The organism is Acinetobacter sp. YH01019 (assembly GCF_013420285.1).
Lineage (GTDB): Bacteria > Pseudomonadota > Gammaproteobacteria > Pseudomonadales > Moraxellaceae > Acinetobacter > Acinetobacter gandensis.
This window is the reverse complement of record NZ_VOYM01000059.1, coordinates 1-23,585: the sequence shown is the minus strand read 5'-3', so window position 1 is coordinate 23,585 and position 23,585 is coordinate 1. Positions and strand designations below refer to the sequence as shown.

The window sequence follows — 23,585 nt, the reverse complement described above, 5'->3', positions numbered from 1 at the left end:
TGCCATGTCACTGAATACTCGTCCTAGAAAAGCGTTAGATTGGCTTACACCATTAGAGAAATTTGCTCAGCTTGTTGATTATCATAAGACTTTTCAAACTGTCGCACCTCATGTTTGAATTCGCCATCCATCAAACTTTGAATATCGATGGGTACATGTGCTTGTGCACCGGCTAAAAGCATGACCTGATTTTTAAAATGTTCAATAAACTCGTTTTCAACCGAACTTCGAATATCTAAAGCCAAGCCATTTAATAAAGGAAAATCTGAAAATTCGGATTGTTCTGTTTCTAAAAAACGTCGTGCTGAAAATGTAAGCTCCGTCTGAGCACACGGCGCAACAATAAAATAATCACTTGCTGCTTGAAGGACATAAAAATGTCGACTTTGCTGCTCTCGCGCTAAAAAATATTTAAAAATTGGATGTGCGATGTCCTGTGCTTTTAAAGATGTTTGAAATCCATCTGCTAAAAGTTGCTGCTTTAAGTAAACTTCAACAATAAAGCGCTTCACTTGATGAGCACTTAATTGACGTATATCTTCAGGAGGAGTTAATGCCAAACTCCGAATAATTTGTGCTGCATTAAAAATATAAGTTCGATGCAATAATATTTTTTCAAGTTGATGCTCAAAATCATCTTCAACATCAATAGACTGAATTAATACCAGATCTGCTTCTAATTGCTTTGCAATACTTACGCTATCTGTTTGTTGCATCAGTAAATTAAGTTGTTCACCCAGATGCTGTGCAATAGAGCGCATGTTTTCATCATTTAGCAGTTTGAGTAACATACCCAAGTTCATTGGATTGCTTAAAGTAAATTGATGATTTTGCGCGTTCCATACAATGCCTTTTCGAGCCAAATCGTTTTGTGCCACTTGCTGACACTGATCAAGATCCAGTTGAGCAAAAATTTGGGTTAATACGGTTTGCCAGTGCTCATCCAAATGTGGTTCGAGTTGTAAAAGCTGAATGCGTAATGAATATGGAATACCAACGAATTGCATGTCCTATCCTTGGTCTAATGACAAAATGTCGGCTATTTAGGTTTATTTTTATATAAAACAAATATTAATAAGATATTGCAGGTTATTCAACATCATTCATCTTGAATATATCACCAAATAATACGGTTCTTATTAGTACCTTAGATTAGCATTTAAACGACAAATTCACTAAAAACTACGATTCATTTTTTCAACTTAAATTAGTATTGAGATAGAGTTTTTTATATTTTTATTGAAAATATAAGATTTTTTTAGAGAAAGATTTACACTATCAAATGTATATATCATTGATCTTAGTCCATACGTTTTTTGAGCTTTTCCACATTATTCGCTAACGCCTGTTCCTTTCGCTTTTGCTTGATTAAATGTAGAGCACCTTCAATCACCAATAACAGTACCGCCCCCCAAATAGGGATATAGGTTAACCATTCTTCGGCTTCTACGCGTTCACCTAAGGCAATCGATGCAAATGCCAACAAAACTGGCTCTAAATAGCTCAATAAACCAAAGATAACAAAAGGCAAGTAACGGCTCGCAAGCATATAACTTCCTAGGCCTAATGCGCTTAAAAACCCTAGTCCAATAACGGCCAAAATCAGGTGTGGAAAAACAGCCATTAATTCAAAGGTATTGCTATGAATGAAGCCTAAGTAAAATGCGACAGGCAAAATAAGGCAGAGATCCCACCAAAAACCGCCAAGGTGATCCGTTTTAAACGTACGTCTTAAGAAGAAATAAATAGGATATGCCACAGCCACATAGACGGTTTCCCATGCAATGCTGCCTATACGCCAAATTTCATGCCCCACACCCAATACCGCTAAAACCACAGCTGCCATTTGCCAGGCCGATAATTTTTCTTTGTAAAGAACACATCCGACTAAAACCATGACCAAAGGCAATAAGAAATAGCCAAGTGATACTTCTAAGCCCCGTCCATTAATCGGCCCCCACAAAAACAACCAAAGCTGCGTGGTGCATAAAAATGAGCTCATCAATAACCACAGTAAAAAAATTGGCTGTTTGATGGTTCGCCAAAAAATCTCACTGACTTTTTTTAAGTCCCCCATCCACCACATAAAAAGTGTTAGAAATGGCAAGGTTGCTAACATTCGCCACGCGAAGGTTTGCTCACTATCCATAGGCTTTAAAAAAAGCGTATAGAAATACAAAACACCAAAAGTAACAGATGCCAACACAGACAAAGCAACGCCTTTATACATCTATTACCTCTAGAATACGGGGATCAATCATTTGGATTTCGCTTGAAACTTCAAGCGCTTTAGCATGTATTCTAGCAAATAAAAAACCATGCACAGGCATGGTTTTTTAGCAATTGTTCAAATATTTTGACTATTTTGCTGTCTGTTTCGTATGAATCACATCGGATAAATCATAGCCTACAGATTTGGCATAATTTAAGTAGTCTTGAACGACTGCTTGATCAGGATGAGCAGAACGTGAAAGGACCCACATATATTTACGACGTGGTTCTCCCACAAGAACAGTTTGGTAATCTTCATCGGCTTTTAATACCCAATAATCACCACGTCCAATAGGTAACCAGCGAATTGATTCTGGTAGAAAGCTCACTTTTAACTTGGTATTAAAGGGTGCATTTTGAACAAAAGCTTCACCAATGGACTGCTTCTTGGTACCGTCTTTGGCAAAACAACTGTTATTGACATTAATATTGCCATTTTCATTTAAGGTATAAACCGCAGTCACATCACGGTCACAGCTTTTTTGAAATACCAGAGGCTTACGAGCGACTTCATACCACATACCTAAATAACGATCGAGTTCTACTTTTTCGACTGTCTGTAATGGTTTGGTCTGTGCATAGGCCATAGTCGCTGCACCTAAACCAATTAATACTGCTGCACCCACTGCAATTTTAGCCAATTTAAAACCCGCATTCGGAATATTTGTAGTCATCAAGCTTTCCTCATTTTAGATGCAAACTTACGATCAAATGTCTTTCGATATAAATTTACTTTAAACAATAAATATGCGAATTAACTCATATTTTTGTCTAAGTTATGTAGTTCAATACAGGCCAAAATGGCATTATTGTCTAACAATATTACTGAATCATTTGTGCTTTCAAGCGAAGGATTTCATCACGTAGCCTTGCTGCCTGTTCAAATTGCAACTCCTTCGAAGCTTTTAACATTTCTTTTTCAAGCTTGTTCATATGTTTCGCTAAAAGTTTCGGATCTGACATTAAATGACGCTCATCTGCACTCAAAGCTTTCGCTTGTTGTGAAATTTTTTCGTCAATTTCGTCATCTTGCAGCACTTCACCAGTATCAATATCTTTGACATTTTGACGAACCGCACTACGTGGGGTAATACCATGCTCTAAGTTAAATGCAATTTGTAAATTACGACGGCGATCCGTTTCATCAATGGCTTTTTGCATCGAATCGGTCATACGGTCTGCATATAAAATCGCTTTACCATTTAAGTTACGTGCTGCTCGACCAATGGTCTGAATCAGTGAACGCTCTGAGCGCAGAAAGCCTTCTTTGTCGGCATCTAAAATTGCGACCAAAGAAACTTCGGGCATATCTAGACCTTCACGCAACAAGTTAATACCTACAATCGCGTCATACACACCAGAACGTAACTCATGAATAATTTTAGTTCGTTCAACCGTATCAATATCTGAGTGTAAATAAGCGACTTTCACGCCATATTCTTTTAAATATGAGGTTAGGTCTTCTGCCATACGTTTGGTCAGTGTGGTCACGAGAACACGTTCATTGAGTTCTTTACGATTATTAATCTCGGACAATACATCATCAACTTGGGTCAGTACTGGACGAATTTCAATTTCAGGGTCTACCAAGCCGGTTGGACGTACCACTTGCTCAACCACTTGCTCTGACTTTTCCATCTCATAATGCGCAGGTGTAGCACTGACATAAATAGTCGATGGAACAATTCGCTCCCATTCCTCAAATTTCATCGGGCGATTGTCCAATGCACTTGGTAAACGGAAACCATAATTCACTAAATTTTCTTTACGTGAACGGTCCCCTTTATACATCGCGCCAATTTGTGGAACAGTCACATGTGATTCATCAATAATTAATAAAGCGTCATCTGGAACATAATCAAATAAGGTTGGCGGCGCTTCACCCGATGGACGACCCGATAAATGGCGTGAATAGTTTTCAATACCGTTGGTATATCCAAGCTGCTGCATCATTTCGAGGTCATAACGGGTGCGCTGTTCAATTCGTTGTGCTTCAAGCAACTTATCATTGGCGCGGAAAAAACCGAGTCGTTCAGTTAATTCTTCACGAATCGTCCCAATTGCTCGCGTTAAATTATCTTTTGGTGTGACATAGTGGCTTTTTGGATAGATCGTTACCCGTGGCACTTTTCGAACCAATTTTCCTGTCAGTGGATCAAACCATCGAATGGAATCAACTTCATCATCAAACAGTTCAATACGAATGGCATTTTGATCTGATTCCGCAGGGAAAATATCAATAATTTCACCACGGATACGATAAGTACCACGCAAGAATTCTAACTCGTTACGGGTATATTGCATTTCGACTAAGCGACGAATGATATCATCACGGTTAATACGATCACCCTCAACAATATGTAAGAGCATGCTCATATAGGCATTCGGATCGCCCAAACCATAAATTGCAGAAACCGAAGCAACAATAATTGCATCTCGTCTTTCTAACAAAGCACGCGTCGCTGACAGACGCATTTGGTCAATATGGTCGTTAATCGAAGAATCTTTTTCAATGAAAGTATCTGAAGATGGCACATACGCTTCGGGCTGATAGTAGTCATAATAGCTAACGAAGTATTCAACTGCATTGTGTGGGAAGAATGCCTTAAACTCACCATACAACTGTGCAGCCAAAGTTTTGTTATGCGCCATGACAATAGTCGGGCGCTGGGTACGTGCAATAACATTAGCCATGGTATAGGTTTTACCCGAACCTGTTACACCCAATAACAACTGATCATGCATGCCCTTTTCCACCCCATGCACCAATTTTTCAATGGCTTGAGGCTGATCCCCTGCGGGCTGATATTGGGTAACCAATTCAAAAGGCTGTTCCTGCATCACACTCTTCTTAGACAATTCAACTCAAGCTTTATTATGAGGGCAAAGTTATGCAAAACAACGTTAAATTTATGCAAACAACATGAATACAATTTCACTTTTTGCTCTTCACATTATGTTCAAGGCTTAATTTCACAGACGGACAATTTATAGTTAGATGAAACTTATGATTCATAAAAAGTTTTCAACCCAGATATCTGATGAAAATTAACTGAACCATACCTGTTTAAGCCTATTTTGATACTTGACCAATCAGCCTTTCAGCTGCAACATGAATAAAAGGATGATGAAGATATAACTGTATGACTTACCACTATCATGATGAAAGCATTGTTAAAGATTTAACTGAAGACACCATTTTTGTTTTTGGTAGCAACATGGCTGGCCAACATGCTGGCGGTGCTGCACGTACAGCCCTTGAACATTTTGGTGCTATGAAAGGTGTTGGACGTGGTTGGGCTGGGCAAAGTTTTGCGATACCGACTATGAATGAGCATTTACAACAAATGCCACTTTCACAAATTCAACATTATATTGATGATTTTAAAATATATACAAAAAATCATCCTAAAATGAAATACTTCATCACCTCTATAGGCTGCGGCATCGCGGGCTATAAAGTTGAAGAAATTGCCCCAATGTTTAAAGGCATTTCACACAATGTCATCTTCCCTATCTCTTTCCGCCCTTTTGTTGAGAAACCCCTACCAAAATTAACATCAAAGTTGTTACACACGATTTATCGTGACTCCGTCATTTTTGCACCTGCAACGGATCAATTGGTTGAAGTCCTTGCACTCAGTGAAAACGAAAAGAGTTTGGCTAAAATTTTATTAAATACTCAAATGTACCCAACCGACAGTAATGGCCGAGATCGTATTTTTGAAATTGAAGATATTCTGCATGCACTCAATGGCAAAATTTTTGAGTTTCAATCTAACTCTGAGGGCCCAATGATTTTTGGTGGCGTCATTCTTGCGCTACTAGAGCTCTACAATATCAATGAACAAGATTTTGCTGATGTTTGGACGGCAAAACGTGAAATTCAACCACCACGTCCTGCCAATAAAGCACGTAAATAATTTTTTCATATTAACTACATATATACACTTATAAAAAAGCCAGTCACTAGACTGGCTTTTTTAAGTTTAACGTTTACCCATTGAGCGACGCGTTCCGCGTGGTGGCATCCATGTACGGTCAGCATAACGCTGCGGTTTTGGGCGCATGTCTTCAAATACTTCATCAGAAGAATTTTCTTCAACTTTTTTCACTGGAAAAGGCAAATTAACAATAGCCTTCTTCTTAGGAGGGTTTTGCGTACTCATTGGAATAACTCAATCAAATCTGGCGCTATTGTACAAAAAAAATGGCATTGCTGCTAATCGCACTATATTTAAAAAAGCATTACAAGTGAAAATGCAATTGATGAGGCTAAGCAATGTAATTAAGCAAAATAATTTGTTTGAATACAATGTTCATCCAACTATCAACCAACGAACATCAGCTTTAAAAGTCTTTTTAGAGAACAATCTTTATAAGCCCATAAATTTTTCTTGAAAAGTACATTAATTGTATTGACCTAAATAGCTAAACACCCTGTCAAAAAAGTCAATTAAAATCATATTTAACAAATAGATAGCCATAAATAAAATAGATCAAAACTGCTTATTTGTTACACAAACACTTCACTAAAGTTAAAGGATAAAACATTTTTCTTACTTTGTTACAGGAAGCTTACTTGATCTATTGATATCTATAACATTTCCACAAGTATAAATTTTGAATAATGGGCTCTTAGAAAAATTATTATCAATTTACGGACATGGAGTCCTTTAAAATGAAAAAAAGTGTATTGTGCATTGCTGTGTCTATGGCTGCCCTTCCTATCCTCAGTCATGCCGACTCACCATATTTTAGTTTAAAAGATGGCGATGGCTTTAAGCGTTTTTCAGTTTCTGTAGGTGCTTTACATGTGATGCCTCAAGGTAAAGCGCAGCCTTTTAATGTAAAAACTGCTGCTTATCAAGGCATTGAAGCACCTGTAGGTGCAGTTGGTATCGATACAGTAAAATCCAACCTTGATCCAGCAATGGGCTCAAACTCAACGACCACAATTATTAATATCCTAGATGGTATAGGTGTTGATACCTTACCTGCATCACTCAGTGGCTCGGCAAAAATTAGAGGTTTAGGAGATTGGAATAATCCAGGAACCGGCCTTGAAGCTGATGATGTCACTACACTAGGTATTATGACCAATTATTTCTTTACCGATAATATCTCATTTGAAATGAAAGCAGGCATTCCACCAAAAGTAGACTTGCAAGGTAAAGGGAAAATTTATGCCCCATTCTCTGCAACTGCAACACCAACTTTAGGATCAATTAATTTAACTTCAATTGATCTCAAAAATGACATTGAAGTGACCGATTTAGAAGCTTATGGAGCAGCGGCATCGGCTCGTGCATGGACGCCTGCCTTTGAATTCCAATATCACTTTGGTAAAACAGGTGTGAATAAATTCCGCCCATACCTTGGCGTAGGTTTGATGTATGCATATTTTAACGAGCTAGAAATCAATCCACAGACAGAAAAAGATCTAATTAAAGCTGGTCACATGATTGCAAATATCAAAGATGGTAATGCTGGTCGGGCTTTAGAAATTGCTGCATTAGGCAAAGGCGTTGCTGTACCTTCAAACCTTGCAAGTGAAGGTTCAGCTCCAAAGGTGAAAGTAGATGCATCTGATGCATTTGCACCAGTTGTTACAGCTGGCTTTACTTATGACTTTAATGATAAATGGTTTGCTGTAGGTTCTGTTTCGTACGCTCATCTAAAAAATGATACAACTATTACCGTTACTAATACTAAACACGGTAAATTAATCAAATCTAAGGCTGATATTGAAGTGAATCCTATTCTTGCCTATGCCGGCATTGGTATGCGTTTCTAATTAGCATGAAATACAACAAAGACGACTGCGGTCGTCTTTTTTATTGGTCAAATTTCTATTCATCTTTCACAAAGCTTTGCTAAACCTTCGATATCTCAATTGTTTTATCGGTAATTTATAAATTTATTTTATTGTTTGGTGAATTAATTTTAATCGTAAGTAAACGATGAATCGAATACCATGAGTACAAATTTAAAAATGTAGACTGAGTTATGTCTGATACTCACTTTTCTAAACCACTCATATATATGCTCATAGGAAGTGCCATTATTTTGGCTCTGTCTTTAGGCGTACGACATGCTTTTGGTTTATACCTGGTACCGATGAGTGATGAGTTTGGTTGGGGACATAATGTTTTCAGTCTAGCGATTGCCATGCAAAACCTCATTTGGGGTGCGGTTCAACCAATCACAGGTGCTTTTGCAGATAAATATGGCAGTAAAATTGTGGTGGCTGCGGGTGGTGCACTCTACACCATTGGACTGTTGCTCATGGCGGTCAGTTCTACAGGCTTATTACTCAACTTAAGTGCAGGTTTAATTTTAGGTTTAGCTCTATCAGCAACCTCTTTCCCTATTTTACTTTCAGCAGTGGGTCGAGCAGCGCATCCTGAGAAACGTAGTTTAGCCATGGGGATTGCAAGTGCGGCAGGTTCATTCGGGCAATTTATTATGCTGCCCTCTACACTTCTGTTACTTCAAAAATTCGGTTGGTCATCTGCATTAGTGGTCAGTGCCATTTTAATTGCTTTAATTATTCCTTTAGCATGGATGCTTAAAGCACCAATGTATGTGTCACCGGCTAACAGTACGAACGAGGCGTCACTCAGCTTTAAACAAATATTAAAATTGGCTTGGGAGCATAAACCATTTTGGTTTTTGGCCTTAGGCTTTTTGGTCTGCGGTTTTCAGGTAGTCTTTATAGGTATTCACTTGCCCGGCTATTTAATTGACCATGGTTTTAATGCAACAACTGGCACTATCTTTTTAGCCTTAGTTGGTTTGTTTAATATTGTCGGTACCTATACAGCTGGCTGGCTTGGTGGAAAGTACTCTAAACCTAAACTATTGATGGGTTTATACGGACTCCGTGGTATTGCCATTATTGCCTTCTTATTGCTACCACTTAGCACATGGACAATCTATGCCTTTGGTATCATTATGGGCTTATTATGGCTCTCTACTGTACCTTTAACCAATGGCATTGTAGCCAATATGTTTGGTGTTAAATATTTATCAATGCTCAGTGGTATTGTATTTTTCACCCATCAAGTTGGGTCATTCTTTGGAGGCTGGCTGGGTGGTGTGAACCACGATATGACTGGTAATTATAATGCGGTATGGATGTTTTCCATTGCATTAAGCATATTTGGTGTACTGGTACATTTCTTTGTAAATGAGGAGAATGTCATAAATGACTGATTCTATGATTTGGCTTCGAACAGTTATTGTAGCGGCTCTCATCCTGCTTTTTGCACTGGCTTTCGCGTTATGGTCACACACGCCTGAATTATTTGAATATTTTAATCAAGCCTTTTGTGCACACTAAACCAGCCCTGATCACTTGATAAAGTTAATACTACTGCTGTTTTTTCAACAGAACTACAGCAGTTTTTTCGCTAAAAATCAAAGTATTAAATAAAAGCTGCATTTTCAGCATCTTAGTATAAATAATCTATTGATTCATAAACTTAGAATATTTTTTGATTTTTCATCTGCTTTTTTATTTCCTAGATTAGTGCTCAACAGATAACAAATTGAGAACTTTTGAAATGACGGCACTTACACAACTTTCACAAGCCATTCACGATGCTCCTCGCTGGCATCAAGCAGAACAATTTCAAGATGGTTCTGAAATTCGTATTGAACCACAGCATGACCAAGCTTTGGGGGCAGTTGTGTATGGTTTAGATGCACGTAAAGCGCAATCTGGTGAAACCATTTATCGTTTAAAACAAGCTTTAGCTGAGCACTTAATTCTAATATTTAAACAACAAACTTTAGATGATCTACAGTATTTAGCCTTTGCGAGTTACTTTGGCTCTATCTTCCGCCCAGGTGCAGACATTCCTGTATTAGCATCACAAGATGAAACAGGTACACTGCCCGATGTGGTTCCGGTTTCCAATGCTGTCGGTAAGGGTGACTATACGGGACATGGCGAATTGGCAGCGCATGCAGACCATCAATGGACACCACTACCTTCGTTTGGATCTCTACTCTATGCCATTGAGCTCCCTCAAGATGGCGGTCAAACTTCTTGGTTTAACACTATTCGTGCCTATGAAGCATTGGACGACGCAACCAAGCAGCATTTAGATCAATTACAATTAATTACTTACAATCCGTTTGTCCGCGCCAAAAGTAACAAAGGTACCAATGGTTATGGATCAACCCCACTGTATCGTTTTAAAGATCAACCTATTGTAGGTCACGCGTATCCACACCCGCTTGTACGCACCCATCCTGAAAGTGGTCGTAAAGGTTTGTGGTTAAATGAGCGCTCAGAAGTTGAGTTGGTCAATTATGACGACCAAGCTGGCAGTGCACTGATTGCATTACTACGTGAACACCTATTAAAGCCTGAGTTTCGTTATGAACATCAATGGCAAGAAGGCGACATTGTTTTTTGGGATAACCAAGCAACGCTCCACTCTCGCCGTCCATTTCCATCTGAGCAACGTCGCTTGCTCAAACGTATTAGCCTTGCAGGAGGTCGCCCATATTAAGCACTTTAAAATGAAAACAATGCCATAAAAATAAATAAACCAAGAGCAGCACCCAAAATAAAAAGAAGACCTAAGATAATAATAAAGCTACTCGAATTATTGACCTATTTCTAAGGCTTTAAAGCCAGCAATAAAATGATCAAGTAAGGCACGAACTGCGGGTAACATACCTTGTCGTGACGCATAAGCGATATGAATCACTCCTTGTGGCAATTGCCATTGGGGAAATAATTCAACCAGCTCTCCTGATTTGAGCTCATCGCGTACAAAAACTGTCGGCAAGGATGCAATTCCAACCCCAGAAAGTGCTGCCGATTTCATTGCACTAAAACTATCTGTTCTTAAGCGTGGATTAAACACGACTTGTTGGACTTCACTTTTTTCACGATGACGAAAGTCCCAAAAATGCTTCGGGCGATCAAAACCAATACAAGGCAGTGTACTGAGTTGTTCTAATTCCGTTGGCACGTCACGGCTTGTAAAAAGTTTTGGTGAAGCCACTAAAACATGATTCCAAGCGTCAAGATCACGCACAATTAAATCACTATCCAATAAAGGTGTATTGCGTACCCGTATAGCTAAATCTACCCCTTCCTCAATCACATCCACCCGATGATTAGTCGCCATCAAATGTACACTGACATCAGCATATTGCTGCATAAAATCCGTGACCATTTTCGCTACAGGCATTTCGACCAAAGCGACAGGACACGAAATTTTGATCATGCCACAGAGCTGATCATTTAATGTGCTGTAAACAAAATTTTCAGTTTCAGTAACTTCATCTAAAATCTTTAGACAATGTAAATAGAACTGTTGTCCTATTTCAGTCACAGTAAACTTTCGCGTATTGCGTTGAATTAAACGCACACCTAAACGCGTTTCAAGCTCTGAAATACGTCGTGAAAGCTTAGATTTGGTTATCCCTAAAGCCTCACTGGCTTTGGTATAACCCTGAAATTTGACCACTTGCACGAAGTAGTAATAGTCATTTAAATTTTGCATGTTTGTTTCATTTTTAGAATAATCTATTGCTGTTTTCGCCCTGTCATTGTCTGACTATACCTCAATAATAGAACACAGAAGCAAATAATTGAGGGCGTTAACATGAATACTATACAACGAGTTTATCAAAGTGATCGTAGCACTTGGGTCGGTGATGGCTTCCCAACAAACTCCATGTTGCCAATGCATGAAATGGGAAATCAAACGAGTCCATTTCTAGTCATGGGATATACAGGTGCATACCAATTTTCTCCTAGCAATCATCAACGTGGTGTAGGTTTACATCCGCACCGTGGCTTTGAAACAGTCACAATTGTGTATGAAGGTGAGCTTGAACACTTTGACTCCAAAGGCAATCACGGCAGCATTGGTAAAGATGAAGTGCAATGGATGACAGCAGGTCGTGGCATTATGCATGAAGAGCATCATTCTAAAGACTTTGCTCAATCAGGCGGCACTTTAGATATGGTACAGCTTTGGGTTAATTTACCTAGCCATGCCAAAATGTCTGATCCGCGTTATCAAGAACTCACAGCAACCAACATTGCTGAAGTAAAACTTGCAAATGAAGCTGGTTTGGTTCGGGTGATTGCTGGTGAGTTTGAACATATTCAAGGTGCAGCAAAAACATTTAGCCCAATGAATGTTTTGGATGTTCGTTTAAATACAGATGCCAAACAAACATTCAGTTTTAATCCACAGTGGAACAGCATGATATTTGTGCTTAGTGGTTCAATTGAAATTGATGGTCAAGATTATGCACCTATGCAAACGCTTTATATCAATCAGACTGCGACAGAAGTAACCATTCAAGCCAATGCATCCAGCAAGTTGCTAATTTTGAGTGGTGAACCATTAAATGAACCGATTGCTGCACATGGCCCGTTTGTCATGAACACTAATGAAGAAATTCAACAAGCGTTCTATGACTTTCAACATGGTCATTTTGCTTAAATATTTTTAACTTAGTTTGCAATTAAAAAACCCACTTTATCGTGGGTTTTTTAATTCTGGGCCGCTAAATCCAGTTTTTATATTTTTAGTTTTTATCTTGCACATTACGTTGATAAAAAGCATCTATTGCTTTCACCATCTGATCTAAGCCGGGTTGTTCAAGTGGGTAATGCCCTGCATTTTTCAGCATGACGATATTAACAGGAACCTTTCTAATCCGACTCAAAAAAGGCTGGCTTAGTGCAAGTGGAGACCAATGATCTTGTTGCGGCTGCGTCAATAAAATTGGGCAAATATCAAAATCTTCAGGCTGCATTTTATTTTTATAATACAAATAAGAATCCAAAAATTGGATTGAAACAGCATTTCCGGCGGATGTACGATCCTTTAAAAATACATCCAAGGCCTCGTCATTATTCACTAATTTATGCATTTTACTCACCCAACGCATGGGTAAACGTATCGAGGCAAGTGGTGTTTTCGCAGTGAGATGGTTGATGGGACTGCCTACCCGACCAATAAACTTATTGATTGAAACTTCATTACGAACTTGCGGATTTGACGTATCTAAAAAGGTCATACCTACGATACCTTTGACATGTTTATTTTTGGCAGCGACATGGTAAGTCAGCATCCCACCGGCACTTAAACCATATAGCATAATTGGTCGATTATCTTTTTGCCGTTCGACTTCGATTAAATCATTACCGGCTTGCACCCAATCATCATATTTAACCTTTTCGCTTTGTTTTACATGTGTCAGACCATAACCTGGCATATCAATGGCAATCGTTTCATAACCATGCGCTGCTAAAGGTTCACCTAAAATCATGGACATTTGGCGACCATTAGTTCCCACGCCATGAAATAAAATGACTTTCACTTTTGCGTTCGGATTACGATAGGTGTCGAGGTGGATATTGTGTCCTTGCCAAGACCACCATTCTTCAGTGGGCAAGTTTTTTTGAGTCAGTTGATATTTCGCAGGTAAAAAACCATCAATCTGCTTCCAAGCGGCTTGATTTGCATAAGTCGGAAGCTGTTCTAAAGTTACATCCGTATTAGCAAAAGAAAATACTGAAATGCATGATGCAAAGAGACCAATAAACCCTTTGAAAATTGCGACTAGTTTTTCTAAAAACACATTAATCATGTTCTTACATACTTATTTTTATATTTGGATTTAAAGAATGCTAAGCAGCTAATTCAATGTACACCATGTGTTTTCAGGACAGCGCTGAATAAGGATTGTATATTTATCGTTGTTCAAGCAAAGTACCTGAAAAATTAAACTAAGCCTCACGCCATAAGTTTGAAATAATAAAACTTTAATATTCAATCCTAATCTAATTTCTTTATCACAATTCACAGTTAAAAATTCATTGTATGACCACACCAGCACCTATGACTAAAGCGCAATTATTTCTCACTTTTTTAAAATTGGGCTGCATGGCGTTTGGTGGTCCTGCTGCACATTTGGTTTTATTTTATCAATATTTTGTGCAGCAAAAAGCTTGGTTATCTGAACATGAATATTCACATTTATTAGCATTGGCACAAATTCTACCTGGACCAACCAGTAGCCAAGTCGGCATCGCCATAGGCTATCACTTACATGGTTATCGTGGCGCTCTATTTGCTTGGCTGGGTTTTACGCTACCGTCAGCCTTGTTAATGTGTTTAGCCGCTTTTCTTGGGCTACGCTTTTCAAATACTTTAAATCACCAATTTTTTCATGTGGTACAGCTCATCGTATTGGCAGTTGTAGCTTGGGCATTCTGGCAAATGATGCGTAGTTTTTGTAAAACACCCATACAATATGTTTTGATGATTCTTTCAGCCATTTTTGTATATGTCGTCAATATATCAATCAACCAAATCTTAGTGATTATCTGTGCGGCATTTATTGGTTTTATTTTCTACTATTTTAAAAATTTCCAAGCCGCGTTAAAACCAGAACCTGCACAACAAAACCAAAAAAGAATTGAACCGATCAGTAGTCACCCAATTAAATGGTCTTGGCTTTGGTTAATTGGATTTTTTGTTCCTTTTATTGTGCTTCCACTCTTCTCAGAATCAGGTCATAATCTGTTTTGGCATAGCTTAGAAAGTTTTTACCGTACTGCATCCTTTGTATTTGGTGGTGGTCATATTATCTTGCCATTTTTACATCAAGACTTTGTCTCGACTGGTCAAATCAGCAATCAAAATTTTGACCTTGGCTATGCAATTACACAGTTGATGCCAGGCCCTTTATTTAGTTTTGCCACTTATCTTGGCGCTTTGTTGCCCATGACTTCATCTGCGCTAGTGAATGCAATACTTGCGACCATTGCGATCTTTCTGCCTTCATTTTTTTTACTTTTTGGCTTACTCCCCTATTGGCGTAGACTGATGCAATATCAAATCATTTTTAGCATGCTACAAACAGTCAATTCAGCTGTAGCGGGTTTACTGCTCTGTTTGCTTATTCAAATGAGTCAAAAATATGTGCTGCAATGGTTAGACTTAGTTTTTGTGATATGCGTAATTGCATTATTACGCAGCAAGTTTCCCGTTTGGTTGAGTTTAATAGGTAGCTTTGGCGTGTATTATGCTGTGCTTATATGTATCGGCTAAGATTAAATGCTGAGTGAATATGCTAGAAATGCGAAGTATTGTTGAAAAAAAACTAAACTCACTTTGAGTTTGAACAAGCAACTTTAGTCTTCCAATTCTTCAATATTTGACCCAACCACAACAGTTTTACCGTCAATCTGATCAAGCTGATAATGTTGTACTTCACTATATTGTTGGATCATTTCAACCAACTCAGTGGAATGTGTAGTCAACCAAAGTTGCGTATATTGACTCGCCTCTGCAATCAACATGGCTAAAGCTGGCAAAAGATCAGGATGCAGACTATTTTCAGGTTCATTCAATGCCATGAAATTAGGTGGCCTTGGACTAAGCAGTGCAACTGCCAAACATAAAAATCTAAGTGTGCCATCTGAAAATTCTGCACTTTCAAGTGGTCGTAAAATGCCTTCTTTTTGCATTAACATTTGAAACCGACCACCCATTTCCTGAACATAAAATTTAGTCTTAGGAAAAGCTTTTTCCAAGACCTCAAATAATGCCTCGGTATTGCCTCGTTCACGTAAAGTTTCGAAAGCCGCAGCTAAATTAGCCCCATCATGTGCCAGTATCGGAGAACGAATTCCGACTTGGGGGACACGTATAGGCGAATGTCCACTCACAGAAAACTCATGATAAAAACGCCAATTTTTCATGGTCTCACGAACTTGTGATACTTCAGGATATAAATGTGGATCAGACAATTGCCCAAAAACAGACTCTTCAGGTGTAAGCGACAATGGATACGAAATTCGCTGCTCATCAACATTTTTAAGAAATGCCGCTTGGTTTGTTCGTTCTAGTAATTCACTTACCTTACGTCGTTGATAACCACGCAGCCAAATGCCTTCTTTTTTCACCAATGGATCGAGTGCAAATAAAGTAATAAGCGGCTCTGGAAAACCGATTTCGAGCTGATATTCATAGTGTTCCATTTCTACTGCGAGTTTCATCCGTTTCGGATCTTTGGCACGATCACCAGCGCGATGCCCACCTGCCCACATAATTTTTTGAATCCCGCCTTCATTGGCAATCGCTTGCGACAACTGCCCATTCGCTGCTTCATGCAACAAACGCACAGCTTTATAAAGATTGGATTTACCACATCCATTCGGCCCACTGACTATATTCAGTCGTGACAATGACAGTTTCAAATTATGTATGGATCGAAATCCTTGAATACTCACAGCACGAATCGTCATTACAGCCCTAGGATATATATTGTTTTGTTGATTGTATTTTAATCATACGCATTGATCTATATGTTGTTTGATAGCTTATTTGATATCAATAAAAAACCCGCAAGCCTAAACTTACGGGTTCGATGCTAATTAGCAAAAAATTTTAGAATAAACGGTTCATACCATTTAAGGTTGCAACGCGATACGCTTCAGCCATCGTTGGATAGTTGAATGTCGTTTCCACAAAATACTTAATGGTATTTTTTGGACTGTTCATTACAGCTTGGCCAATATGGATAATTTCCGAAGCATTATTACCGAAACAATGTACGCCTAAAATTTCTAAAGTATCACGATGGAATAAGATTTTAAGCTCACCCACGGTGTCACCAGTAATTTGTGCACGTGCCAAATGACGGAAAGATGCTTGCCCCACTTCATACGGAATTTTTTCTTCAGTTAACTGTTGCTCAGTTTTACCAATCGAAGAAATTTCAGGAATCGTATAAATACCCGTTGGGATATCGGTAACTGGTGCGATACCTTCTTCACCGCTCATATTTGAACCTGCACAACGACCTTGGTCATAGGCAGCAGAAGCAAGTGATGGCCAACCAATAACGTCACCCGCAGCGTAGATATTTTCTACTTCTGTTTGGTACTGATCGTTGACTGTTAATTGACCACGGCTATTTGGCTTAATGCCCACATTTTCAAGCCCTAAACCATCTGTATTACCAGATCGGCCGTTACACCATAAAATGGCATCGGCTTTAATTTTCTTACCACTTTGCAAGTGTAGAACTACGTGATCATCATGAGTTTCCAAATGATCAATTTGCTCATTATGACGAATCAACACACCCTGTTCACGTAAGCGATATGATAAGGCATCAGAAATTTCGTCATCCAAGTAGCTTAACAATTTGTGTTGGGTATTAATCAGATCTACTTTATGGTCCAGACCAATAAAGATTGATGCATATTCACAACCAATAACACCTGCACCATAAATAATAATTTTTTGGATTGAATAATCCAGATCCAAAATTTTATCTGAATCAAATACACGTGGGTGATTGAAATCAAGTGCAGCAGGACGGTAAGGACGAGAACCTGTCGCAATCACTAATTGTTGGAAAACTAAAGTTTCTGTAACGCCTTCTGGGCTAAAAATTAGCACCGTATTTTGATCTTGAACATACGCACGACCATGATAGATATTAATCTTATTTCGGTCGTAAAAACGCGAGTGCGTTTCAACTTGTTGTTGAATCACTTTATGAGCATTACGTAAAACCTGCTTCATCGTAAACTGTTTCCAGTCACCGACTTTTTGGAACATAGGATCACGTTGGTAACGTAAAATGCTTGAAACTGTCTGACGCAGCGCCTTACTTGGGATAGTACCGACATGGGTACAGTTACCACCAAGCTGTTCACGCATATCTACAATGGCAACTCGCTTACCAGATTTAGCAAGTTTCATTGCAGCGCCTTCACCAGCAGGGCCAGAACCGAGAACAACCGCATCGTATTTCACGAATGTTCCACTAACGACCTCTTTCTTACGTGGCATTCAACGCTCCTTAAGCAAATATATCTTTAATCTAGGCTCTATTATGACGTATATCCTAACTTTTTTGGATATTTAGCTCACATATATTATGTGATAACAACATTTATTATATGAATATCGTTTTCCCCCTATTTAGGCATAAGTCCGCTATAATAACTCAGCTATTTTTTTGAATATCTCCTCGTCAAAAACAGTGGAAAAGTTGAATATGTCTGAGAACCGTAAACCTGAACAGGGTGTTAAACTTCGTGGCGCAGAAAAAGTCGCTCGCATACCCGTGAAGGTCATTCCAACGGTTGAAACGCCTCGCAAACCTGACTGGATTCGGGTCAAAATGGCTGCTCCTGATGAAGTTCAACGCATCAAAACAACTTTACGCGCACAAAAATTACATACCGTGTGTGAAGAAGCGGCTTGCCCGAACTTACCAGAATGCTTTGGTGGCGGTACTGCAACCTTTATGATTATGGGTGACATCTGTACACGTCGCTGCCCATTCTGCGATGTTGCACATGGTCGTCCAAATGCACTTGATCCTGATGAACCACGTCATATGGCAGAAACCATTGCCAATTTAGGTCTTAAATATGCAGTGATCACCTCTGTAGACCGTGATGACCTCATTGATGGCGGTGCACAACACTTTGTTGACTGTATTAAAGAAGCACGTGATTTAAGTCCAAAAACCTTATTGGAAATCTTAGTTCCCGACTTTCGCGGTCGTATGGATGTTGCACTGCGTATCATGACAGAATGCCCGCCTGACGTGTTTAACCATAACATTGAGACTGTACCTCGTTTGTATAAAGCGATGCGTCCGGGTTCTGATTATCAACATTCTTTAAATTTATTAAAAATGTTTAAAGAATACTGCCCTGATGTTCCAACCAAGTGTGGTTTGATGGTTGGTATCGGTGAAACTGAAGAAGAAGTTATTGCGCTTCTTGATGATTTACATGCACATGGCGTGGATTATGTGACTATTGGTCAATATTTACAGCCTTCTAAAGAACATGCACCGATCGATCGTTTCGTAACGCCTGAAGAATTTGACCGTTATACTGCTCATGGTCAAAAACTTGGTTTCCGTAATATTTGGGCTGCACCAATGGTACGTTCAAGTTACTTTGCAGACCGTCAGTACTACGGTGAACCTGTACCAGCGGTACGTCGTAAAACAGATCCTGCTAAAAAAATTGCTGTTCAAACGATTGAAGCTTAATTCGTTTACAGCATAAAAAAATCCCTCAAACTTGAGGGATTTTTTTATGCTCATTTCATTAATGTGTTTATTGCAAAATTACACTCGTCTTACATTTATCCCACAGTCCACAATTTACATTGATTAAATTTCACTCTATTTTTAAATATATTGAATTATCAATACTATGCCGATTGTTCATTTTGATCATGAGGTTTAAAACATTAAAACCTTGTACTTCATTTTAAAAATATTGAACAAAAAATACATATAAGGATGAAGCTGTGTTGGGTGCTGTGTCACCAACTTGCTATAAATTTTCACCCAGTTCCCTATACATAGCCCAGCCTTTGAAACTGTATTACAGCATGCGGAAACTGCATTGATATAGAATTATTTAATGCTCATCCAAGTTACGTATATACAGACAACTGGAGGGTAAGCGATGTATTTCATCATCAGTCTATTCATTCTGATTTTGAGCCTTTGGGCTGTTTTCTTTTTTAGCCTGTCTCGTACTACAGGTGCAATTTCACTCATTGTTATATCAGTTTTAATTGCCTTACTCAGCCCGTGGTCATTACTGCTCGGTCTTCCGCTCATCCTCATCAGTCTTGTTGTGCTGATTGAGCCTTTACGTATGGCATTCATTTCTAAACCCACCTATAAAGTACTCGCTAATGCCATGCCGAGCATGAGTAGTACCGAACGTGAAGCACTCGACTCTGGTACAAGTTGGTGGGAAAAAGAGTTATTTATGGGTGCACCCAATTGGGAAACCTTTAATAACTACCCTTATCCAAAACTCTCAAATGAAGAGCAAGCGTTCTTAGATAATGAAGTTGAACAGCTATGTAGCATGTTAAATGAATGGGAAATTTACCATCAACATAAAGAGCTACCAGAACATGTTTGGCAATTCATCAAATCTAATGGCTTCTTGGGCTTAATTATTCCCAAAGAGTATGGTGGTCGTGAATTTAGCTCCTTCGCGCAAAGTCGCATTATGAGTAAAATTGCCTCACGCTCACTGACAACAGCCGTGAGCTGTATGGTGCCTAACTCACTCGGTCCTGGTGAATTATTATTACACTACGGAACGGACGCACAGAAAGACCGCTACCTACCCGGTCTTGCTAGAGGTGAAGAAATCCCCTGCTTTGGCCTAACTAGTCCTGAAGCAGGCTCTGATGCGGGCGCTATTCCAGATACCGGTGTGGTGTGTTACGGACACTTTGAGGGACAGCAAGTGCTTGGCCTCAACATGAATTTCTCGAAACGTTGGATCACTCTCGCACCGATAGCCACTGTGGTTGGTCTGGCTTTTAAAATGTACGATCCAGACGGTTTACTTGGTGATACCAACAAAAAAGAATACGGTATTACTTGTGCACTTTTACCTGCATCACACACGGGTGTAAAAGTTGGCGCACGACATAATCCAGGCTCCCCTTTTATGAATGGTACTGTCGATGGCGAAAATGTCTTTATTCCATTGGACTGGATTATCGGTGGTGTAAAAAATGCCGGCAAAGGCTGGCGTATGCTGATGGAATGCCTTGCTGTGGGCCGTGGTATTTCACTTCCCGCCTTATCTACAGCCGCAGGTGAGATGGCGTACTTAAATGTCGGTGCATTTTCTCGCGTGCGTCAGCAGTTTAAAATTTCTGTCGGTAAGTTCGAAGGCGTTCAAGAAGCCACCAGTGATATTGCTAGTGATGCTTATATGCTTGAAGCATTCCGCTATTTGGTCACGTGTGGACTAAATCAAGGTGGTAAACCTGCGGTTATGACGGCGATGGCAAAATATTACGCCACAGAAACCATGCGTAAAGTGGTCAATCACGGGATGGATGTTGTGGGTGGTCGTGCAATTCAAATGGGGCCACGTAATTTCTTAGCACTGAATTATCAAGCCATTCCAGTATCAATTACAGTTGAAGGTGCCAATATTCTGAGTCGATCTTTAATGATATTTGGACAAGGTTCGATGCGTTGCCATCCTTATTTATTTGAAGAACTACAACTCCTACAAGCCGAAGATAAAGATAAAGCGCTAAAAACCTTTAATGACATGCTGTTTAAGCATTTGGGCTATACATTTAACCGAACCGCTCGCTCATTTGCCTATGGGTTTACTGGAGGCTCTAGCGATGCTCCGCAAAGTGCAACGGAATTTAGCTTGCCTTATTACAAAATCATCAACCGTTTAAGTGCAAATTTTGCCTTAACTGCAGACATGTGTTTAGGACTCTTAGCCGGTGATATTAAACGTAAAGAAATGCTGTCTGGCCGCCTTGCAGATATTCATGCCCATCTGTTTATTGCGACCGCCATTTTAAAATACTTTGAACACAGTAAAAAAACGTCTGCAGAAGAATTACATGCACGTTTAGCCGTAGAAAAAGCGTTATTTAATGCACAAGAAGCTTTTTATGGCTTATTTGCCAACTTCCCGATGCGTATGGCAGCAGGTGTGATCAAAGTTATATGCTTCCCATTTGGACGTCCATTAGATGCGCCTAAAGACAAACTTAAAAGACAAGTTGCAGACAGTATGATGGAGGACAACGCTTTCCGTCAGGAACTGAAAAAGCATGTGTATTACTCAACTCTGCCTGATGATGTAACAGGTCGTATGGAATCCACATTCTTGATGCTACTTGAGATTGAGCCATTATGGGATCGTTTTAAAAAAGCCGAATCCAAAGGAACGTTTTCTGGCTTGAGTTTTGAAGAACATATTCAAGATGCCCTACAACAAGGTTTTATCAATACACAGGAAGCAGAACAATTGACTTGCTATAACGCCAAACGTTTTGACAGCATGCTAACGGATGTGTTCGATATGAAGCTTGATCAAGTCTTGCCTTTATATAATCCACACTTAAAGCAAAATCAATCTGAGCAAGACCAGGAAATGCATAGTGAAACTAATCCAAACGCTCAGGACAACAAACAAGAACCTGAAGCATTTTTAAGGTTTTAATTTATTAAAGTCTTCATTTTTGTCGCAATTAAATTCATCTTGAAAAGCGCTGCTTAGGCAGCGCTTCATCTTTATTTAAATGCAATTGAACAGGACACCATTTAGACCTTTGACCAATAGTATATCTATCAAGCAGGCGTACCCTTAGGCTTGATGATAAAACAACACTTTGAGGGTCATTAAAAATGTCACAACAAGACTATGAAAATGGTTTAAAAGTTCGCACCGAAGTCATGGGCGAACACTTTGTAAAACGTGCACAAGACAATACGGTACCATTCACACAGCCACTACAAGATTGGATCAATGAACATGCATGGGGTTCAACATGGCAACGTGAAGGGGTTTTACCACGCAAATACCGTTCTTTAATTACAATTGCTTTTCTCGTGGCGCAAAAGAGTCCAACTGAACTGAAAGGCCATGTCCGAGGCGCATTAAATAACGGTGCAAGTGTAGAAGAAATTCAGGAAGTCTTGTTGCATAGTCTCCCCTACTGTGGTGCACCAGCTACTCAAGAAGCATTTCGCGCCGCACTTGAAGTTATTAATGACTATCAGAAAATTGAATAAATGTTCACTGAGCATTTCAAATAAAAAACCGCAGTTTATGCGGTTTTTTATTCCTTTTTAACCCGTTTTATTAAGTCAGCACATGAAAGTACTATTGTAGAATCGTAATTTGCGGTTGCCAAAATGCTCCATGCCCACCTATACCCGATGAAAGCACCACATATGCCGCTTGAGAGTCAGACTGGCATGAATAAAGCTGATAGGACATCATATATCTTGAATGTCGTAAATTATTTATGCCATTCAGCAAAAAATATGTCGTTAAAATATATGCTTTAAATATATAACTGGTTGATAAACTGTAATCCCTTAAGGCCAATACACATTAAAATTATAAAAAAACTCATTCACTTCAAAGCGAACTTGATAACCCAATTCAGTTAATTCTGCTGATAAACTCCGGATTTCTTCTAAAGGTAGATACTTTGGTAACACCGTAAATACTGCTGTATTGCCTTGCTTAGCATTATCTTCAATCAACAAAGCTAATCTCGCCTTGTATAAAGAAATATCCAAATTGGCTTGGCTCGAGAGTACTTTGGCATGTTCTGCAGGTAAAAAACTCGGTGGTGTTTTAAAAAGTATGCTGACATTAAATGAAGCCATTATTGATGTAAAAGAAGGTTAAGTCGAAGGCTTTAAAATGGTTTTCAAGCTTTTTGGAGAAATTACAACTTCTTCTAAAACCACGC

Annotated in this window: 19 protein-coding genes and 2 pseudogenes; 11 read left to right on the top strand and 10 right to left on the bottom strand. The window is 39.1% G+C overall.

Annotation, left to right across the window (positions count from 1 at the left end; genetic code table 11):
- A pseudogene (locus FTT84_RS13015) lies at nt 1-118 on the top strand (IS30 family transposase); the annotation flags it as partial.
- Nucleotides 119-1,300: 1,182 nt separating this feature from the next.
- Here the strand turns inward: FTT84_RS13015 and rarD are convergent.
- The 3 genes from rarD to uvrB all read right to left on the bottom strand — a co-directional run bounded on the left by rarD (nt 1,301) and on the right by uvrB (nt 5,115).
- On the bottom strand, nt 1,301-2,230 hold the full coding sequence (gene rarD, locus FTT84_RS13010; RefSeq protein WP_067765827.1) for an EamA family transporter RarD: 930 nt from the start codon (nt 2,228-2,230) through the stop codon (nt 1,301-1,303).
- A gap of 130 nt (nt 2,231-2,360) precedes the next feature.
- Nucleotides 2,361-2,945, bottom strand: a complete 585-nt coding sequence (locus FTT84_RS13005; protein ID WP_180058571.1) for a lipocalin family protein — start codon at nt 2,943-2,945, stop codon at nt 2,361-2,363.
- 148 nt (nt 2,946-3,093) lie between these two features.
- Nucleotides 3,094-5,115 (bottom strand): excinuclease ABC subunit UvrB, encoded by a 2,022-nt coding sequence (gene uvrB / locus FTT84_RS13000; RefSeq protein WP_150923035.1) that lies wholly within the window; start codon nt 5,113-5,115, stop codon nt 3,094-3,096.
- 299 nt (nt 5,116-5,414) lie between these two features.
- Between uvrB and FTT84_RS12995 the strand changes: the two genes are divergently transcribed.
- The gene (locus tag FTT84_RS12995) at nt 5,415-6,194 is read left to right on the top strand and encodes a hypothetical protein (protein ID WP_180081409.1); all 780 of its coding nucleotides are present in this window, start codon (nt 5,415-5,417) and stop codon (nt 6,192-6,194) included.
- Between the two features lie 66 nt (nt 6,195-6,260).
- Here the strand turns inward: FTT84_RS12995 and FTT84_RS12990 are convergent, their stop codons facing one another.
- Entirely contained in the window at nt 6,261-6,440 is a 180-nt protein-coding gene (locus FTT84_RS12990; protein ID WP_067765840.1) for a hypothetical protein, read from the bottom strand.
- Between the two features lie 512 nt (nt 6,441-6,952).
- On the opposite strand from FTT84_RS12990, the gene FTT84_RS12985 reads away from it, so the two are divergent.
- From FTT84_RS12985 to FTT84_RS12975, 4 genes are all read left to right on the top strand, one after another.
- Nucleotides 6,953-8,068, top strand: coding sequence for an OmpW family protein (locus FTT84_RS12985; RefSeq protein WP_180081407.1), 1,116 nt, complete (start codon nt 6,953-6,955; stop codon nt 8,066-8,068).
- Nucleotides 8,069-8,280: 212 nt separating this feature from the next.
- The gene (locus FTT84_RS12980; protein ID WP_180081405.1) at nt 8,281-9,489 is read left to right on the top strand and encodes an MFS transporter; all 1,209 of its coding nucleotides are present in this window, start codon (nt 8,281-8,283) and stop codon (nt 9,487-9,489) included.
- The gene (locus FTT84_RS18095) at nt 9,482-9,616 is read left to right on the top strand and encodes a hypothetical protein (RefSeq protein ID WP_257223418.1); all 135 of its coding nucleotides are present in this window, start codon (nt 9,482-9,484) and stop codon (nt 9,614-9,616) included. Before FTT84_RS12980 ends, FTT84_RS18095 begins: the two co-directional genes overlap by 8 nt.
- Nucleotides 9,617-9,839: 223 nt before the next feature.
- Nucleotides 9,840-10,796: a TauD/TfdA family dioxygenase gene (locus FTT84_RS12975; RefSeq protein ID WP_180081403.1), complete on the top strand. Its 957-nt coding sequence runs from the start codon at nt 9,840-9,842 to the stop codon at nt 10,794-10,796.
- 96 nt (nt 10,797-10,892) lie between these two features.
- Here the strand turns inward: FTT84_RS12975 and FTT84_RS12970 are convergent, their stop codons facing one another.
- Nucleotides 10,893-11,801, bottom strand: coding sequence for a LysR substrate-binding domain-containing protein (locus FTT84_RS12970; protein ID WP_180081401.1), 909 nt, complete (start codon nt 11,799-11,801; stop codon nt 10,893-10,895).
- 102 nt (nt 11,802-11,903) lie between these two features.
- On the opposite strand from FTT84_RS12970, the gene FTT84_RS12965 reads away from it, so the two are divergent.
- The gene (locus FTT84_RS12965; protein ID WP_180081399.1) at nt 11,904-12,755 is read left to right on the top strand and encodes a pirin family protein; all 852 of its coding nucleotides are present in this window, start codon (nt 11,904-11,906) and stop codon (nt 12,753-12,755) included.
- Between the two features lie 85 nt (nt 12,756-12,840).
- On the opposite strand, the gene FTT84_RS12960 is transcribed toward FTT84_RS12965, so the two are convergent.
- The gene (locus FTT84_RS12960; RefSeq protein WP_180081397.1) at nt 12,841-13,908 is read right to left on the bottom strand and encodes an alpha/beta hydrolase; all 1,068 of its coding nucleotides are present in this window, start codon (nt 13,906-13,908) and stop codon (nt 12,841-12,843) included.
- Nucleotides 13,909-14,141: 233 nt separating this feature from the next.
- Between FTT84_RS12960 and chrA the strand changes: the two genes are divergently transcribed.
- Complete coding sequence (chrA, locus tag FTT84_RS12955; protein WP_180081395.1) at nt 14,142-15,374, top strand: chromate efflux transporter; 1,233 nt, start codon at nt 14,142-14,144, stop codon at nt 15,372-15,374.
- 83 nt (nt 15,375-15,457) lie between these two features.
- Here chrA and FTT84_RS12950 read toward each other — a convergent pair whose 3' ends face one another.
- Together FTT84_RS12950 and sthA are read right to left on the bottom strand one after the other, a co-directional pair.
- On the bottom strand, nt 15,458-16,573 hold the full coding sequence (locus tag FTT84_RS12950) for an AAA family ATPase (RefSeq protein WP_180081393.1): 1,116 nt from the start codon (nt 16,571-16,573) through the stop codon (nt 15,458-15,460).
- Nucleotides 16,574-16,715: 142 nt separating this feature from the next.
- Nucleotides 16,716-18,131, bottom strand: coding sequence for a Si-specific NAD(P)(+) transhydrogenase (gene sthA, locus FTT84_RS12945; RefSeq protein ID WP_180081391.1), 1,416 nt, complete (start codon nt 18,129-18,131; stop codon nt 16,716-16,718).
- A 208-nt stretch (nt 18,132-18,339) separates the two neighbouring features.
- Between sthA and lipA the strand changes: the two genes are divergently transcribed.
- From lipA to FTT84_RS12930, 3 genes are all read left to right on the top strand, one after another.
- Complete coding sequence (gene lipA, locus FTT84_RS12940; RefSeq protein WP_067765864.1) at nt 18,340-19,353, top strand: lipoyl synthase; 1,014 nt, start codon at nt 18,340-18,342, stop codon at nt 19,351-19,353.
- A 424-nt stretch (nt 19,354-19,777) separates the two neighbouring features.
- On the top strand, nt 19,778-22,321 hold the full coding sequence (locus FTT84_RS12935) for an acyl-CoA dehydrogenase (protein WP_180081389.1): 2,544 nt from the start codon (nt 19,778-19,780) through the stop codon (nt 22,319-22,321).
- Between the two features lie 185 nt (nt 22,322-22,506).
- Nucleotides 22,507-22,893, top strand: a complete 387-nt coding sequence (locus FTT84_RS12930) for a carboxymuconolactone decarboxylase family protein (protein ID WP_067765869.1) — start codon at nt 22,507-22,509, stop codon at nt 22,891-22,893.
- Nucleotides 22,894-23,202: 309 nt separating this feature from the next.
- On the opposite strand, the gene FTT84_RS12925 is transcribed toward FTT84_RS12930, so the two are convergent.
- Entirely contained in the window at nt 23,203-23,499 is a 297-nt protein-coding gene (locus FTT84_RS12925; protein WP_180081388.1) for a hypothetical protein, read from the bottom strand.
- Nucleotides 23,486-23,585 (bottom strand): annotated as a pseudogene (locus FTT84_RS12920) (IS1 family transposase); the annotation flags it as partial. The pseudogene FTT84_RS12920 and the gene FTT84_RS12925, both read right to left, overlap by 14 nt.

What these genes read in the sequence shown, in the direction of transcription:
- FTT84_RS12975 (WP_180081403.1), top strand. Translation starts at nt 9,840, where the DNA reads ATGACGGCACTTACACAACTTTCACAAGCCATTCACGATGCTCCTCGC.
- FTT84_RS12935 (WP_180081389.1), top strand. Translation starts at nt 19,778, where the DNA reads ATGTATTTCATCATCAGTCTATTCATTCTGATTTTGAGCCTTTGGGCT.
- lipA (WP_067765864.1), top strand. Translation starts at nt 18,340, where the DNA reads ATGTCTGAGAACCGTAAACCTGAACAGGGTGTTAAACTTCGTGGCGCA.
- chrA (WP_180081395.1), top strand. Translation starts at nt 14,142, where the DNA reads ATGACCACACCAGCACCTATGACTAAAGCGCAATTATTTCTCACTTTT.
- FTT84_RS12995 (WP_180081409.1), top strand. Translation starts at nt 5,415, where the DNA reads ATGACTTACCACTATCATGATGAAAGCATTGTTAAAGATTTAACTGAA.
- FTT84_RS13005 (WP_180058571.1), bottom strand. Translation starts at nt 2,945, where the DNA reads ATGACTACAAATATTCCGAATGCGGGTTTTAAATTGGCTAAAATTGCA.
- FTT84_RS12960 (WP_180081397.1), bottom strand. Translation starts at nt 13,908, where the DNA reads ATGATTAATGTGTTTTTAGAAAAACTAGTCGCAATTTTCAAAGGGTTT.
- sthA (WP_180081391.1), bottom strand. Translation starts at nt 18,131, where the DNA reads ATGCCACGTAAGAAAGAGGTCGTTAGTGGAACATTCGTGAAATACGAT.
- FTT84_RS12925 (WP_180081388.1), bottom strand. Translation starts at nt 23,499, where the DNA reads ATGGCTTCATTTAATGTCAGCATACTTTTTAAAACACCACCGAGTTTT.
- FTT84_RS12965 (WP_180081399.1), top strand. Translation starts at nt 11,904, where the DNA reads ATGAATACTATACAACGAGTTTATCAAAGTGATCGTAGCACTTGGGTC.
- FTT84_RS12985 (WP_180081407.1), top strand. Translation starts at nt 6,953, where the DNA reads ATGAAAAAAAGTGTATTGTGCATTGCTGTGTCTATGGCTGCCCTTCCT.
- FTT84_RS12980 (WP_180081405.1), top strand. Translation starts at nt 8,281, where the DNA reads ATGTCTGATACTCACTTTTCTAAACCACTCATATATATGCTCATAGGA.
- FTT84_RS12950 (WP_180081393.1), bottom strand. Translation starts at nt 16,573, where the DNA reads ATGACGATTCGTGCTGTGAGTATTCAAGGATTTCGATCCATACATAAT.
- FTT84_RS12990 (WP_067765840.1), bottom strand. Translation starts at nt 6,440, where the DNA reads ATGAGTACGCAAAACCCTCCTAAGAAGAAGGCTATTGTTAATTTGCCT.
- FTT84_RS12970 (WP_180081401.1), bottom strand. Translation starts at nt 11,801, where the DNA reads ATGCAAAATTTAAATGACTATTACTACTTCGTGCAAGTGGTCAAATTT.
- FTT84_RS18095 (WP_257223418.1), top strand. Translation starts at nt 9,482, where the DNA reads ATGACTGATTCTATGATTTGGCTTCGAACAGTTATTGTAGCGGCTCTC.
- FTT84_RS12930 (WP_067765869.1), top strand. Translation starts at nt 22,507, where the DNA reads ATGTCACAACAAGACTATGAAAATGGTTTAAAAGTTCGCACCGAAGTC.
- rarD (WP_067765827.1), bottom strand. Translation starts at nt 2,230, where the DNA reads ATGTATAAAGGCGTTGCTTTGTCTGTGTTGGCATCTGTTACTTTTGGT.